The 14,349-nt window shown below is 71.4% G+C and carries 17 protein-coding genes; 10 read left to right on the top strand and 7 right to left on the bottom strand.

Features of this window, described 5'->3' with window-relative positions; translation table 11 throughout:
- Positions 1-110: 110 nt before the first annotated feature.
- The gene (locus tag ACZ6IM_RS19205) at positions 111-1,727 is read right to left on the bottom strand and encodes a beta-N-acetylhexosaminidase (RefSeq protein WP_469557706.1); all 1,617 of its coding nucleotides are present in this window, start codon (positions 1,725-1,727) and stop codon (positions 111-113) included.
- A gap of 230 nt (positions 1,728-1,957) precedes the next feature.
- Here ACZ6IM_RS19205 and ACZ6IM_RS19200 point away from each other — a divergent pair, with 230 nt between their 5' ends.
- From ACZ6IM_RS19200 to ACZ6IM_RS19160, 9 genes are all read left to right on the top strand, one after another.
- On the top strand, positions 1,958-2,512 hold the full coding sequence (locus ACZ6IM_RS19200; RefSeq protein WP_469557704.1) for a 2-oxo-4-hydroxy-4-carboxy-5-ureidoimidazoline decarboxylase: 555 nt from the start codon (positions 1,958-1,960) through the stop codon (positions 2,510-2,512).
- Positions 2,513-2,692: 180 nt separating this feature from the next.
- Entirely contained in the window at positions 2,693-3,073 is a 381-nt protein-coding gene (sdhC, locus tag ACZ6IM_RS19195; RefSeq protein WP_003974113.1) for a succinate dehydrogenase, cytochrome b556 subunit, read from the top strand.
- A 5-nt stretch (positions 3,074-3,078) separates the two neighbouring features.
- The gene (locus ACZ6IM_RS19190) at positions 3,079-3,561 is read left to right on the top strand and encodes a succinate dehydrogenase hydrophobic membrane anchor subunit (RefSeq protein WP_030145603.1); all 483 of its coding nucleotides are present in this window, start codon (positions 3,079-3,081) and stop codon (positions 3,559-3,561) included.
- A 19-nt stretch (positions 3,562-3,580) separates the two neighbouring features.
- Positions 3,581-5,335: a succinate dehydrogenase flavoprotein subunit gene (gene sdhA / locus ACZ6IM_RS19185; protein WP_052839743.1), complete on the top strand. Its 1,755-nt coding sequence runs from the start codon at positions 3,581-3,583 to the stop codon at positions 5,333-5,335.
- The gene (locus tag ACZ6IM_RS19180) at positions 5,335-6,108 is read left to right on the top strand and encodes a succinate dehydrogenase iron-sulfur subunit (RefSeq protein WP_052839744.1); all 774 of its coding nucleotides are present in this window, start codon (positions 5,335-5,337) and stop codon (positions 6,106-6,108) included. Before sdhA ends, ACZ6IM_RS19180 begins: the two co-directional genes overlap by 1 nt.
- Positions 6,109-6,255: 147 nt before the next feature.
- Positions 6,256-6,666, top strand: coding sequence for a VOC family protein (locus ACZ6IM_RS19175; protein WP_052839745.1), 411 nt, complete (start codon positions 6,256-6,258; stop codon positions 6,664-6,666).
- Positions 6,667-6,762: 96 nt separating this feature from the next.
- A complete protein-coding gene (locus ACZ6IM_RS19170; protein WP_052839746.1) occupies positions 6,763-7,170 on the top strand; it encodes a hypothetical protein in 408 nt (135 codons plus the stop codon).
- A gap of 4 nt (positions 7,171-7,174) precedes the next feature.
- Positions 7,175-7,663, top strand: coding sequence for a thiol-disulfide oxidoreductase DCC family protein (locus ACZ6IM_RS19165; protein ID WP_052839747.1), 489 nt, complete (start codon positions 7,175-7,177; stop codon positions 7,661-7,663).
- 11 nt (positions 7,664-7,674) lie between these two features.
- A complete protein-coding gene (locus ACZ6IM_RS19160; RefSeq protein WP_052839748.1) occupies positions 7,675-8,433 on the top strand; it encodes a TetR/AcrR family transcriptional regulator in 759 nt (252 codons plus the stop codon).
- On the opposite strand, the gene ACZ6IM_RS19155 is transcribed toward ACZ6IM_RS19160, so the two are convergent.
- Both ACZ6IM_RS19155 and ACZ6IM_RS19150 read right to left on the bottom strand, forming a co-directional pair.
- Positions 8,424-9,734 (bottom strand): metallophosphoesterase, encoded by a 1,311-nt coding sequence (locus ACZ6IM_RS19155; RefSeq protein ID WP_052839749.1) that lies wholly within the window; start codon positions 9,732-9,734, stop codon positions 8,424-8,426. The two genes, ACZ6IM_RS19160 and ACZ6IM_RS19155, sit on opposite strands and share 10 nt — an antisense overlap.
- 55 nt (positions 9,735-9,789) lie before the next feature.
- A complete protein-coding gene (locus ACZ6IM_RS19150) occupies positions 9,790-10,029 on the bottom strand; it encodes an SCO4848 family membrane protein (protein WP_052839750.1) in 240 nt (79 codons plus the stop codon).
- A gap of 172 nt (positions 10,030-10,201) precedes the next feature.
- Here ACZ6IM_RS19150 and ACZ6IM_RS19145 point away from each other — a divergent pair, with 172 nt between their 5' ends.
- Positions 10,202-11,476 (top strand): D-alanyl-D-alanine carboxypeptidase family protein, encoded by a 1,275-nt coding sequence (locus ACZ6IM_RS19145; protein ID WP_052839751.1) that lies wholly within the window; start codon positions 10,202-10,204, stop codon positions 11,474-11,476.
- Here ACZ6IM_RS19145 and ACZ6IM_RS19140 read toward each other — a convergent pair.
- The 4 genes from ACZ6IM_RS19140 to ACZ6IM_RS19125 are packed head-to-tail and all read right to left on the bottom strand — an operon-like array spanning position 11,424 to position 14,278.
- The gene (locus tag ACZ6IM_RS19140; RefSeq protein ID WP_469557700.1) at positions 11,424-12,347 is read right to left on the bottom strand and encodes a YihY/virulence factor BrkB family protein; all 924 of its coding nucleotides are present in this window, start codon (positions 12,345-12,347) and stop codon (positions 11,424-11,426) included. The two genes, ACZ6IM_RS19145 and ACZ6IM_RS19140, sit on opposite strands and share 53 nt — an antisense overlap.
- Entirely contained in the window at positions 12,335-12,829 is a 495-nt protein-coding gene (locus tag ACZ6IM_RS19135) for a GtrA family protein (protein WP_052839753.1), read from the bottom strand. Before ACZ6IM_RS19135 ends, ACZ6IM_RS19140 begins: the two co-directional genes overlap by 13 nt.
- Positions 12,823-13,776 carry a decaprenyl-phosphate phosphoribosyltransferase gene (locus ACZ6IM_RS19130; RefSeq protein ID WP_469557697.1) on the bottom strand — a complete coding sequence of 318 codons (954 nt, stop codon included), beginning with the start codon at positions 13,774-13,776 and terminating at the stop codon, positions 12,823-12,825. The genes ACZ6IM_RS19135 and ACZ6IM_RS19130 overlap by 7 nt, the downstream gene beginning before the upstream one ends.
- A complete protein-coding gene (locus ACZ6IM_RS19125) occupies positions 13,769-14,278 on the bottom strand; it encodes a phosphatase PAP2 family protein (RefSeq protein ID WP_052839755.1) in 510 nt (169 codons plus the stop codon). Before ACZ6IM_RS19125 ends, ACZ6IM_RS19130 begins: the two co-directional genes overlap by 8 nt.
- Positions 14,279-14,349 lie beyond the last annotated feature (71 nt).

Here is a 14,349-nt window from a genome sequence, read left to right as displayed (position 1 = left end):
GGTCAAAAGACCACCACAGCCGTACGGGAGTTCGCAGCAGGATCGGCCGATCGGCGCGCCGCGGCCGAGGGTGCCCGGGGGTCCGGGGGTCCGGCGTCCGGCGTCCGGCGTCAGTCGAGCCGGTCCGCCAGCGACTTGAACTCCGCCCAGGACAGCTCGGGCTTGCCGGGGTCCCACAGCTTCTGGACCGTCGCGGCCAGCGGCAGCCGGATGCCCTCGGCGACCTGGGCCTGGGTCTGGGCGTTCGGGAAGTCGCCCCAGACGGCGAAGCTGCCGCCGAGTATCTGCCGGTCGTACTTGGCGTCGACGGCCGTGGTGCCGCGCAGGACGCGCGGGGTCCACTGCTCGTAGATGCGCTCGCCGGTCGGGTAGACGAAGGTCTGCGGCTGGCCGAGCACGTAGTAGAGGAACTCGTCGTTGTAGTTGAGGACCTGGCGGCCCGCGCTCAGGTACTCCGTCGGCGGGCGGGCGCCGATCTCCTTGCCGGTCCAGTAGGCGACCTTGATGTCCTTGATCGGCTCGACGGACGTGTCCTTGAAGAAGCCGTCGTTCCAGGCGCGCGGGGTGCGGTCGTGGGCCATGACCGTCTTGGCGCGGCCGTTGAGCCAGCCCGTGGTGAGGTCGGCGACGGTGCCGCCGGAGCCGTAGGCCTTGCGGGCGGCGGCGGCCAGCGTCGGGTAGGACGCCTCGGGGTCCGGCACCACGAGCGCCTGGTACTCGTCGGCGCCCAGGTGGAACTGGGAGCCGGGGAAGAGGTCGGCGTACTCGTTCAGCAGGTCGTCGACGATCTTCGCGGCCTCCGGCTTGGAGATGTCGATGGCGCCGCGGGTGGCCGTGCCCTGGGCGTTGCGCAGCTGGAGGTCGGGGTGGGCGGCGATCACGGCGCCGAGGTGGCCCGGCGAGTCGATCTCGGGGACGACGGTGATGTGGCGCGAGGCGGCGAGATCGATGATCTCCTTCATCTCGGCCTTGCTCAGGTGCTCGTCCGAGACGATCTCGGGGTGCGAGTCGGACTCGATGCGGAAGGCCTGGTCGTCGGAGAAGTGCAGGCCCAGCTCGTTGAACTTCAGGTCGCCCAGCTCCCGGATCCGATCCTTGATCCAGCCGGCGTCGTAGTGCTTGCGGGCGATGTCGAGCGAGAAGCCGCGCTTCGGTTTGGCCGGTTCGTCCTTCACCACGCCCTCCGGCGCGGTGCCGCCGCCGTCCACCTCCTGCTTCAGGGTGCGGGTGCCGTAGTAGACCGCGGCCTCGGCGGGCCCGGTGACGGTGACCCGGCCGTCGCGCACGGTCATGGTGTACGACTCCGGGTTCGCGCCCTTGTCGGCCTTCACGTCGAGCAGCAGGTCCCCGGCGCGCTCGTCGTCCTTCTCACCGGCGTACGTCATGCCCAGCTCGCCGGCGATCTGCTTGCCCTCGTCGGCGAGAGCGGAGTCGGCGACGACGACCCGGTGCCCCTTCTCCGGCTGCCAGCCGGGGCCGCGGGCCGCGGTGTGCTCGCGTACGGCGGGTATGGTGCGCGGCTCCTCGGACAGCGGGTAGGACCGGCTGGGGCTGGGCGCGGCCGCCTCGGCCGACCGGGTCGCCGGGCCCGAGCCCTCCCGTCCGTCGCCGTCACCGTCGGTGGCCCACAGGCCGACTCCCACACCGAGCGCGGCGACCACCGCGCCGGCGATCACGGCCCGCTGCCTCACTCTGTGCGCCGGTGACCGGCCTCCGTGCTGGCTCACAGCGCCAACCTACGGCCGCCGTTGCCGTCATGCGTCCACCACATGTTCTGAAACTCTCCCGTTCGGGTGAAATTCGGGCATCGGACGGACACGCGTTGCCGTCACTCGATAACGTGACGCCACATCTTTCGCACAATCCCCTGCCGACACACACGTGAAGCCCACGAGGACCCACGCTGCCTGCGCACCGTCTCCCAGACCTCCCCCGCCGAGTGGCCATACCGGTACCGGTGCAAACACGCGCCACACCGGCAACGGCCACCCCGCTGGAGCGCTTCAACACGGCCCCGGCCGACGAGGCCGCCCAGACCCTCCTCGCCTGCCTGAACAGCCGCGCCTGGGCCCACCGGCTCGTCGCCCATCGCCCCTACCCGGACCTTCCCGCGCTCCTGGCGGCAGCGGACGAGGCGGCCTACGACCTCTCCCCGGACGACCTGACGCAGGCCCTGGCCGCGGAAACGCTGCCCACCCTCCCCGAGGACACGTACGCGGCAGCCCACACGGCCCTGAGCGCGGCCCACGCGGCCTACGAGTCCCGCTTCGGACACGTGTTCGTCATCTGCCTGGCCGACCTGCCCCCGGCCGAGGCCCTGGACCACGTCCTGACCGCCATCCGGTCACGTTTGGCAAACGATCCGGACGAGGAACGCCTGGTGACGGCGGAGGAACTCCGGCACCTGGCAAAGACACGGCTGAGCAACGCCTTCTCAGGGGCGCGGGGAACTGCGCGACCAGCCACCGACCACCCGCACCCGGCAAACCACACCAAACCCCCACTCCCGTAGCCGCCCCCGCTCAGACCCACTGCTCCTTTGAGTGCAAGTTTGATCACAACGGCAGGCCCCCCGTAAGCGCCGCGGTCAACCGTCGCTACCATGCTGGGGGCCGGTGGACCGTACCCGGCCGGGCCCGACCGACAAGGAAAGCCGGCGCGGCCCCAATCCCCGCTCCCGGAGGAAATTTCCGTGCCGGCTGGAACGCTGTACCGCGGCCGGGAAGGAATGTGGTCCTGGGTGGCTCACCGAGTCACCGGCGTCCTCATCTTCTTCTTCCTGTTCGTTCACGTGCTGGACACCGCTCTCGTGCGGGTGTCCCCCGAGGCCTACGACACCGTCGTGGCCACGTACAAGACGCCGATCGTCGCGCTGCTGGAGTACGGCCTCGTCGCCGCCATCCTCTTCCACGCGCTCAACGGCCTGCGTGTCATCGCCGTCGACTTCTGGGTCAAGGGCGCCCGCTACCAGAAGCAGATGCTCTGGACCGTCGTCGCCCTGTGGGTCGTGCTGATGCTCGGGGCGATCTACCCCGTCCTCGGCCACGCCGCTCGTGAACTGTTCGGGAGCTGACGCCAATGTCCACGACTGAATCCCCCGCTTCCGGGATCGGCCCCGTCGAGGGCGCCTCCCTCTACACGGTCGACAACCCGGCGCCGCTCATCGAGGCGCCCCGCGCCCGCACGAAGAAGACCCCGAAGTCCACCCGGGGCAACTTCGAGATGGCCGCCTGGCTCTTCATGCGCCTGTCCGGCGTGGTGCTGGTCGTCCTGGTCCTCGGTCACCTGCTGATCCAGCTGGTGCTGGACGGCGGTGTCTCCAAGATCGGCTTCGCCTTCGTGGCGGGCCGCTGGGCCTCGCCGTTCTGGCAGGTCTGGGACCTCCTGATGCTCTGGCTCGCGATGCTGCACGGCGCGAACGGCCTGCGCACGGTCATCAACGACTACGCGGAGCGCCCGAACACCCGGCTGTGGCTCAAGGGCCTGCTCTACACCGCCACGGTGTTCACCATCCTGCTGGGCACGCTGGTGATCTTCACCTTCGACCCGAACATCCGCTAGGCACGGGGCTGCGAAAATCATGAAGGTACACAAGTACGACACCGTCATCGTCGGCGCCGGTGGCGCCGGCATGCGCGCGGCCATCGAGTCGACCAAGCGCAGCCGCACCGCCGTGCTGACGAAGCTCTACCCCACCCGCTCCCACACGGGCGCCGCGCAGGGCGGCATGGCCGCCGCGCTGGCCAACGTGGAGGAGGACAACTGGGAGTGGCACACCTTCGACACGGTCAAGGGCGGTGACTACCTGGTCGACCAGGACGCCGCCGAGATCCTGGCGAAGGAGGCCATCGACTCGGTCCTCGACCTGGAGAAGATGGGCCTGCCGTTCAACCGGACGCCCGACGGGACGATCGACCAGCGCCGCTTCGGCGGGCACAGCCGCAACCACGGCGAGGCCCCGGTCCGCCGCTCCTGCTACGCGGCCGACCGCACCGGTCACATGATCCTCCAGACGCTGTACCAGAACTGCGTGAAGGAGGGCGTGGAGTTCTTCAACGAGTTCTACGTCCTGGACCAGCTGATCACCGAGGTCGACGGCGTCAAGAAGTCGGCCGGTGTGGTGGCCTACGAGCTGGCGACCGGCGAGATCCACGTCTTCCAGGCGAAGTCCGTGATCTACGCCTCCGGCGGCACCGGCAAGTTCTTCAAGGTGACCTCCAACGCGCACACGCTCACCGGTGACGGCCAGGCGGCCGTGTACCGGCGCGGGCTGCCGCTGGAGGACATGGAGTTCTTCCAGTTCCACCCGACCGGCATCTGGCGCATGGGCATCCTGCTGACGGAGGGCGCCCGCGGTGAGGGCGGCATCCTGCGCAACAAGGACGGCGAGCGCTTCATGGAGAAGTACGCGCCGGTCATGAAGGACCTCGCCTCCCGCGACGTCGTCTCGCGCTCCATCTACACGGAGATCCGCGAGGGCCGCGGCTGCGGTCCCGAGGGCGACCACGTCTACCTGGACCTCACCCACCTCCCGCCGGAGCAGCTGGACGCCAAGCTGCCCGACATCACGGAGTTCGCGCGCACCTACCTCGGCATCGAGCCCTACACGGACCCGATCCCGATCCAGCCGACCGCGCACTACGCCATGGGCGGCATCCCGACCAACGTCGAGGGTGAGGTCCTGGCGGACAACACCACCGTCGTGCCGGGTCTGTACGCGGCCGGCGAGGTCGCCTGCGTGTCGGTGCACGGCGCCAACCGCCTGGGCACCAACTCGCTGCTGGACATCAACGTCTTCGGCAAGCGGGCCGGCATCGCCGCCGCGGAGTACGCGCAGAAGGCGGACTTCGTCGAGCTGCCCGAGGCCCCCGAGTCCCAGGTCGTCGAGCAGATCGAGCGGCTGCGCTCGTCCACCGGCACCGAGCGGGTGGCGACGATCCGCCGCGAGCTGCAGGAGTGCATGGACGCCAACGTCATGGTGTTCCGCACCGAGCAGACCATCAAGACGGCCGTCGAGAAGATCGCCGAGCTGCGCGCCCGCTACAAGAACGTGTCGATCCAGGACAAGGGCCGGCGCTTCAACACCGACCTGCTGGAGGCCGTCGAGCTGGGCAACCTGCTCGACCTGGCCGAGGTGATGGCGGTGTCCGCGCTCGCCCGCAAGGAGTCGCGCGGCGGTCACTACCGCGAGGACTTCCCCAACCGCGACGACGTCAACTTCATGCGCCACACCATGGCGTACCGCGAGGTGGGCGACGACGGCACCGAGTCCATCCGGCTCGACTACAAGCCGGTCGTCCAGACCCGCTACCAGCCGATGGAGCGTAAGTACTGATGGCTACCCCTGTCATGGAGAAGAGCGACCAGGCCCCCGAGCCGGGCTTCGCCGACTCCCCCTACATCACGGTCACCTTCCGCGTCCGGCGGTTCAACCCGGAGGTCGCCGCCGAGGCGACCTGGGAAGACTTCCAGCTGGAGATCGACCCGAAGGAGCGCGTCCTCGACGCGCTGCACAAGATCAAGTGGGACCTGGACGGAAGCCTGACCTTCCGCCGCTCCTGCGCGCACGGCATCTGCGGCTCGGACGCCATGCGGATCAACGGCAAGAACCGTCTGGCCTGCAAGACGCTGATCAAGGACCTCAGCCCCGAGAAGCCGATCACGGTCGAGCCCATCAAGGGCCTGACGGTCCTCAAGGACCTGGTCGTCGACATGGAGCCGTTCTTCCAGGCGTACCGGGACGTGATGCCCTTCCTGATCACGAAGGACACCAACGAGCCGACGCGTGAGCGGCTGCAGTCCGCCGAGGACCGCGAGCGCTTCGACGACACGACCAAGTGCATCCTGTGCGCCGCCTGCACGTCCTCGTGCCCGGTGTTCTGGAACGACGGCCAGTACTTCGGCCCGGCCGCGATCGTCAACGCCCACCGCTTCATCTTCGACTCGCGCGACGAGGCCGGCGAGCAGCGGCTGGAGATCCTGAACGACCGCGACGGCGTGTGGCGCTGCCGTACGACCTTCAACTGCACGGACGCCTGCCCGCGCGGCATCGAGGTCACCAAGGCCATCGCGGAGGTGAAGCGAGCGCTCATCACGCGCCGCTTCTGACCTTCGCCGGTGTACTCCGCCGCAGGGCCCCGTTTCTCAGGCAGAGACGGGGCCCTGCGGCGTTCCTGCGGCCGGACGGCTCAATTCCGTACCGGGGTCGGGCCGACAATCAGCCGATCCGGGCGATGACCGTCCTAGCCTGACGGCATGTCAGATGACGAGTCGTACGAACTGCTCGGGTTCGACAACGTGCTGCTGCCCGTCGGGGACCTCGGTGAGGCCGTCGGGTTCTACGAGCGGGCCGGTTTCCCGGTCGCCTACCGGCTCGACGAGGCCGGGATCGCGCTGCTGAAGGCGGGCGTCGAGACGCCGGGGCTGCTGCTGCGGGTGGAGGAGGAGTTCGGGCGGCAGCCGCCGATGTGGCCCTCCGCGCGGGTGTGGCTGGAGGTGACCGACGCCCGGGCCGCCGCCCGCGCGCTGCGGGAGGCGGGGGTGCCACCGCTCGACGAGCCGTTCCCCGTGGCCACCGGCTGGACCGTCGAGTTCGCCGACCCGTGGGGCAACGTCATCGGCCTCACGGACTACTCCAAGCGCCCGGAGCTGGGCCGTCGCCCCTGAGCCGCCCGAGCTCCCGAATCCCGCTTGAACGTGTTCAAAAACAGGTCTACAGTCAGCCCTGTCAGCGTTTTGAACGCGTTCAAGAAGGGGTGGGGCATGGACCGCACCGTCATCGCCTACGTCATCTACCTGGCCGTCAGCATCGGTCTGACCGTCTGGGTGGCCCGCACGCTCAGCCGCAACGGACGGGTCTTCCTCGCCGACGTCCTGCACGGCAACGAGAAGCTCGCGGACGCCGTCAACCACCTCCTGGTGGTCGGCTTCTACCTCGTCAACCTGGGCTTCGTCGCCCTCTACCTGAGCGACGACGAGACCATCACCGACACCCGGGGCATCTTCGAGGCGCTGTCGACCAAGCTCGGCGTGGTGCTGCTGGTGCTCGGCGTGATGCACCTGGGCAACGTGTACGTCCTCAACCGGATCCGGCGGCGCGGGATGATGGAGCGCGAGCAGCTGCCGCCGGTCCCGCCGCAGGGCTGGGTGGCCCCGACGACCGGGGCCTGAGCCGATGGCTCCCGCTCCCGGGACGACGGCCGGCGCCCCCGTGCGCCGGCTCACCGTCCTCTACGACGCCGAGTGCTCGCTGTGCACCCACGTACGGGACTGGCTGCTGCGCCAGCCCCGGCTGGTGCCGCTGGAGCTGGTCCCGGCCGCCTCGGACGAGGCACGCGGCCGCTTCCCCGGGCTCGACCACGCGGCCACCCTGGACGAGGTGACGGTCGTGGGCGACGCCGGGCAGGTCTACCGGGGCCCCGCCGCCTGGGTGGTCGTCCTGTGGGCGCTGCGGAGGTACCGGCGGCTCGCCCACCGGCTCAGCACGCCCACCGGCGCCGTGCTGGCCCGCGGGGCCGTCCTGGCCGCCGCGAAGTGGCGCGCCGGGCAGCGGCCGACGAGGGGCAACGCCTACCGCCGCGCGGACGGGTGGGTCTACGAGCCGCGCCTCGGGTGGCTGTACACCGGACCGGGCTGTGACGACGGCACCTGCGGCACTGGATAGGCTCTGGACCCGTGCCTGCGACCAACGACGGCCCCGGCGACGGCGCCCACCTCAGCAAGTCCGAGCAGACCCGCGCGCTGATCCTGGAGACGGCCATGCGGCTGTTCCAGGAACGGGGTTACGACCGGACCACGATGCGGGCCATCGCCCAGGAGGCCGGGGTCTCCGTCGGGAACGCGTACTACTACTTCGCCGGCAAGGAACACCTGATCCAGGGCTTCTACGACCGGATCGCCGCCGAGCACCAGGCGGCGGTCCGCGAGGTCCTGGCCAGGGAGACCGACCTGGAGGCGCGGCTCGCGGGCGTGCTGAAGGTCTGGCTGGACATCGCCACGCCGTACCACGAGTTCGCGGTGCAGTTCTTCAAGAACGCCGCCGACCCGGACAGCCCGCTCAGCCCCTTCTCCCCGGAGTCGGAACACGCGCGCGTGGAGGCCATCAGCATCCACCGGGCGGTGCTCGCCGGGGCGAAGACCAAGGTGCCCGAGGAGCTGCGGGACATCCTGCCCGAGCTGATGTGGCTCTCCCAGATGGGCCTCGTCCTGTACTGGATCTTCGACCGCACCGAGGGCCGCGAGCGCAGCTACCGCCTCGCCGAGCGCGGCGCCCGGCTCACCGCGCGGGGCGTCGTGCTGGCCCGCTTCCGGGTGCTGCGCCCGCTGGTGCGCGAGGTGCACGAGCTGTTCACGGACTTCCTGCCGGGGATGACCAGGGTGATCCCCGATCCGGCCGCCCGCAGGGACGCCCGCGAGCCCGACGGTCAGGCCTGACGGGACGCCAGCTCGATCACCGTGATGTCCGAGGGCGCCCCCACGCGCGTGGGCGGGCCCCAGGCGCCCGCGCCGCGGCTGACGTACAGCTGGGTGTCGCCGTAGCGCTCCAGGCCCGCGACGGTGGGGTTGGCGAGGCCGGCGAGGAGGTTGCCGGGCCAGAGCTGGCCGCCGTGGGTGTGGCCGGAGAGCTGGAGGTCGACGCCGTGGTCGACGGCGTCGTGGATCTGCACCGGCTGGTGAGCGAGCAGCACGCAGGCGCGGGAGCGGTCCCGGTCGCCGAGGGCCTTGGCGTAGTCGGGGCCCTGGCCCTCGTCCTCGCCCGCCACGTCGTTGACGCCGGCCAGGTCGAAGTGGGGCAGCTCGGTGCGGGCGTTCTCCAGCGGCAGCAGCCCGAGCCGCCGTACCTCGGCGACCCACTGCTCGGCGCCGGAGAAGTACTCGTGGTTGCCGGTGACGAAGTACGCGCCGTGCCGGGCCTCCAGCCGCGCGAGCGGGGCGGCGGCCGGACCGAGGTCCTTCACGCTGCCGTCGACCAGGTCGCCGACGACGGCGATCAGGTCGGGCTGCGTGGAGTTGACCGTGTCGACGACCGTCTGCGCGAAGCCCCGGCCGAGCACCGGGCCGAGGTGGATGTCGCTGACGACGGCGATGCGGAACCCGTGCGCCGCGCGCGGGAGCTTGGCCAGCGGCACGGTGACCCGCTTCACCTTGGGTCCGCTCAGCACGCCGTACGTGCCGTACCCGACCGTCCCGACCGCCGCGGCGGCGGCGGCACCGGCGACGACGCGGGAGACGAACAGACGGCGGGAGGGGAGGGCGAGGGCGCCCGGGGACGCGCTGCCGGGGCCGGGAACCGGCCTCTCGGGCCGCTCGGGGCCCCCGGGCGCCTTCGGCGGGGCCGTTCCGGCCGGTATGCGCTCGGTGTCCGCGGCCGGGGAGACGGACGGCTCGGCCCCCGCGGTGCCCCGCGCGGCCGCCCGGCGCTCCAGGAACCGCCGCAGCAGCGGCCGGACGACCTCGCCCGCGAGCACCCCGAGCAGCAGGTAGACCGACAGGGCCAGCCACAGGAAGCCCGGCCAGGCGAGGACCCGCTGGAGCCAGAACGGGGCGCCCGCCCGCTCGGCGACCAGCGCCCCGACCGCAAGCAGCCAGCCTCCGGTGATCACCGCCGCGCCGGTCCGGCGTACCGGGCCCGGGGCGCGGGTCGTGTCGCGGAACAGGCGCCGCCACACGTACCAGTTGGCCGTCACCAGGACGCCCACCATCAGCACCGCGACCAGCACGAAGACGACCACCATGCCGTCGTATCCCCTCGGTTGTGACGCCCCGGGGCGTCCCTGACGTCCTCGTCGACTATGACGTTCGGCGCAGTGCGCGCACCCCGCGCAACCCGATGGCCCCGACGACCGTCCCCAATACGAAGGACACGATCGCGAGCAGCAGGTGCACCCAGAAGTACGCCGTGGGCTCGCCGTCCTCGAAGGCGAGCCCGCTGCCGTCCTTGACCAGGTTTTTGACGAAAGTGATCCAGATGATCCAGCTCCACACCCCGAAAGCGAGCAGGAACCAGGAGACGGGGCGGCTGAGTTTCACAAAAACGGACCTTTCCTCACAACGCCGTGCACCCGCGACCGGCCGGGGGTCCGGGGGTTGTCCCCCGGGTGGGCACGGCATGGTTTCAGTATCGCCGCCCGCCGTCCGCGACCGTGCGCGGGGTGGGGAGGGGGCTGGGACCGGACCGGTCGCGGGGGGTACGTTTCCGCTCGTGCCCGCTCCCAAGAAGGCCCTCAGGCGATCCCTGACGGTCACCTCCGCCGCCCTGACCGCCCTCGCCCTCCTCTCCCCCGCCGCGCTCGCCGCACCGAGTCCGTCGGGGAGTCCGTCGGCCACTCCCCCGGCGTCGATGTCGCGGGTGGGCGGCGCCCGGCTCGGGAAGCCCGGCACGCAGGTGGACCTGGCGGGCGGCGCGCCCGTGCTGCCGAAGGACCTCACGGCCCGTTCGTGGATCGTGGCGGACGCCGAGTCGGGCGACGTGCTCGCCGCGCACAACGCGCACTGGCGGCTGGCCCCGGCGAGCACCCTGAAGATGCTGTTCGCGGACACGCTGCTGCCGAAGTGGCCGAAGACCACCAAGCGCAAGGTCCAGGTCTCCGACCTCGCGGGCATCGGCGCCGGGTCCAGCATGGTGGGCATCAAGGAGGAGGAGACGTACACCGTCCACGACCTGTGGCTCGGCGTCTTCCTGCGCTCCGGCAACGACGCCGTGCACGTGCTGTCCGCGATGAACGACGGTGTCGACAAGACCGTCGCGGACATGAACGCGCACGCCGAGGAGCTCCAGGCCCTCGACACCACCGTGGTCAGCCCCGACGGCTACGACATGCCGGGGCAGGTCTCCTCCGCGTACGACCTGACGCTGTTCGCCCGTTCGGGGCTCCAGAAGAAGGACTTCCGCGAGTACGCCTCGACGGTCAGCGCCGAGTTCCCGGGCGAGACGACCAAGGACAAGAAGGGCAAGACGTCCCGCAAGCCCTTCGAGATCCAGAACACCAACCGGCTCCTGTCCGGCGACTACGACGTCGACGTCTACCCCGGCATCGCTGGCGTGAAGAACGGCAACACCACCAACGCGGGTTCCACCTTCACGGGCGTCGCCGAGCGCGACGGCCGGGTGCTGCTCGTCACCGTGATGAACCCGGCGAAGAACGAGCACAACGAGGTCTACAAGGAGACCGCCCGCCTCTTCGACTGGGGCTTCAAGGCGGCCGGCAAGGTGCGGCCGGTCGGCGAGCTGGTGGGTCCGCGGAGCGCCGCCCAGGCGAGCCCCTCGGCCGGGGCCTCCGGAGAGGCCGGCGGCACCGGGAAGGGCGCCGCGGGCACGAAGCCGGTGGCGGGCGCCCGGGCCGGGAACGGCGCCGGCGGGGTCGGGGTCGCGGCCGGCATCATCGCGGGGGTGCTGGTGCTGCTCGCGGGCGGCGCGTTCCTGGTCAACCGGAAGTGGCCGCTGCCCGACCTGGTCCGTCGCCGGACCCGTCCGTGACGCCCTCGTCGCCCAGCTCCTGCGCCTTGCTGCCCGTCGCCGTCCAGGCGGCGCAGAACAGCACCAGCTTCGCGGTGAAGTTGATCCACAGCAGCAGGGCGACGGGGACGCCGAAGGCGCCGTACATGCTCTTCGCCGCGATGCCCTGGATGTAGCCGCTGAGCAGCAGTTTCAGCAGTTCGAAGCCGACCGCGCCGATCAGCGCGGCCACCACCAGGCGGCGGCGCTCGGGCTGGACGCCGGGCAGCAGGGTCAGCACGTACAGCAGCAGCAGGAAGTCGGCGAGCACGGCGACGGCGAAGGCGGCGACGTAGAGCAGGACGCCGCCGACGCCGCCCTGGGCGAGGCCGATGGTGCGGATGATCCAGCCGACCAGTGCCGAGGCGACGGTGGAGATGCCGACGGTGATCAGCAGCGCGCCGCCGAGGCCGACCAGGACGCCCGCGTCCTTGGCCCGGTGCAGGACCGGGTTCTCCTCCTCGTCGGGCAGCTCCCACACGGCCCGCAGACAGTCCCGGGTGGCCTCGATCCAGCCCATGCCGGTGAACAGCAGCAGGAGCGCGGAGATCACACCGACGGTGCCGGCGTTGTCGACGAGGCCCTGGATGTTCAGCTGGTCGGAGATGCCGGGGATCTGCTCGGCGAGCTTGTCCTGGAGCTTGTCCTGCTGCTGTCTGCTGAGCGTGGCGGCGGCGACCGCGGCGGCGAGGCTCAGCAGCGGGAAGAGCGCGACGAAGCTGGTGAAGGTCATGGCGGCGGCCAGCCGGGACCACTTCACCCGGTCGAGACGCTCGTAGGAACGCCACGCGTGGGTGGTCATCAGGCGCGCGATCCACGGTCCCACGAGGGGGAGCTTCTTCAGCCAGTCCATGATCCGACCCTGCCCCCGCTCGTCCCGTTCCATGATCCCGTCCGGCCGCCGGATCCGTGGCCGGCGCCCGCACCGGGCGCGGCCCCGGACCGGAAGACCAGTGTCCTTGTGCCCCAGAAGCGCAGGATCGTGCCCAGGGCCATGCCGATCCCGGCGCCGGAGACCGTGTCGGCGTGCTGCGAGGTGAGGCCGAGCCCGTAGTGGCTGACGGCCAGACAGAGCAGCTGTACGGCGGCGCCGGCGGCGTTCACGGCGAGGAACACGGCGCAGGGGCGCAGGCCACGGGTCCGGGTGTGCCGGTAGGTGCCCAGCGCGTTGCCCGCGTAGGCGACCGCGCACCCGGCGACGAAGGAGAGCGTCTTGGCGGTGAGCGGGCCGAGGCCCGCCGGGCCGCGCAGGCAGGTGAAGAGGCCGAGGTCGACGGCATAGGCGAGGAGTCCGACGGAGGCGAAGCCCAGCAGTTCGCGCCGGCCGGCTACCAATTGGCCACCGCCAGGGCGTACATCGCCACCCACACCACGCCGATCAGCGCGAGGGCGCGGTCGCGCAGGACGACGTCCTCGGGTTCGCCGGCGGTGCCTCGGTCGGCGAAGACGGCGTAGCGCAGCACCGCGAGGACGAAGGCGATCATGGAGAGCTGGCGCCAGGGCAGCACGCTGGTGTGCGGGACACCGCCCTCCTCCATGGCCCACAGGCAGTAGCCGAGGACGGCGACCCCGGCGGCGAGCTGCCAGACGAAGCGCAGGTAGCCGGTGGTGTACTCGGTGAGCAGGGCGCGTGTGGCGCCCGCCTTCCCGGCCATCTGCACGGCCTCGGAGTACCGCTTGGCGGCGACCATGAACAGGGCGCCGAAGCCGGTCGTGATGAGGAACCAGCGCGACAGGGGGATGCCGAGCGCGAGTCCGCCGATCATCGCCCGCATCAGGAACCCGGTGGTGACCACGGCGAGGTCGACGACCAGGACGTGCTTGAGGCTGACGCAGTACGCCAGTTGCATGACCAGGTAGGCGGTCAGCAGGGCCGCGACGGGCGGGGGGCACAGCCAGGCGGCGAGGACGGGTGCGAGGACGCCCAGGACGCCTCCGACGGCGTAGGCGAGCGGTACCGGGACCTGTCCGGCGGCGACCGGGCGGTGCCGTTTGACGGGGTGGGCGCGGTCGGCCTCGGCGTCCCGGGCGTCGTTGACCAGGTAGACGGCGGCGGCGCAGGCGGTGAACAGGACGAAGACCAGGGCGAGCCGGCCCAGCGCGTGCGCGGAGAACAGCTCCCCCGCGGCGGCCGGGGCGGCGACGACCAGGACGTTCTTGACCCACTGGCGGGGGCGTGCGGTGCGCAGCAGCCCGGCGGGCACGTGCCGGGCGCGGCGCGGCGGAGCGGGCTCCCGCTGCTGTTCGGGGGCGCGTTGGCGCAGGACGGCCGTGTCAATCACGGGTGCCTCCGCGCATCCAGCCGGTGCCGAGCCGCGCCGTGAGCGCGCCCAGGGCGGCGCCCGCCGCGACGTCCGAGGGGTAGTGGACGCCGACGACCAGCCGGGAGGCGCACACGGCGGCGGCGAGCGGCCAGGCGGCACGTACCCCGAGCGCGCCGAAGACGACGGCGGCCGCGGCGGCCGAGGTGGCGTGGGAGCTGGGGAAGGAGTGCCGGCCCGCGGTGCGCACCAGGGGGACGACGTGCGCGGGGCGGGGACGGCGCACGACCCGCTTCACGCCCATGCTGACGACGTGGGCACCCGCGGTGAGCGCGGTGCCGCGCAGCCAGGCGGTGCGCCGGGGGGCGTCCACTGCGGCCGAGGCGAGGCCCGCCGCGAGCCACAGCGCCCCGTGCTCCCCCGCCCAGGACAGGGCGCGCGCGGCGCCGGCCACGCGCGGGTCGGCTCCGCAGGCCCTGAGCGCGCTGACGATCCGGTGGTCCATGTCGTCGAGGTCGTCCATGTGGACTCACTGTCCACGCCCGCGGCGCGCGAAGGCGGGCACGCCGGAGCGACATACCATTAATCACCCGT

Source organism: Streptomyces sp. NPDC042336 (assembly GCF_055581985.1).
Note: the sequence above shows the minus strand (reverse complement) of the source record. Positions and strands in the feature narration are given on the sequence as shown.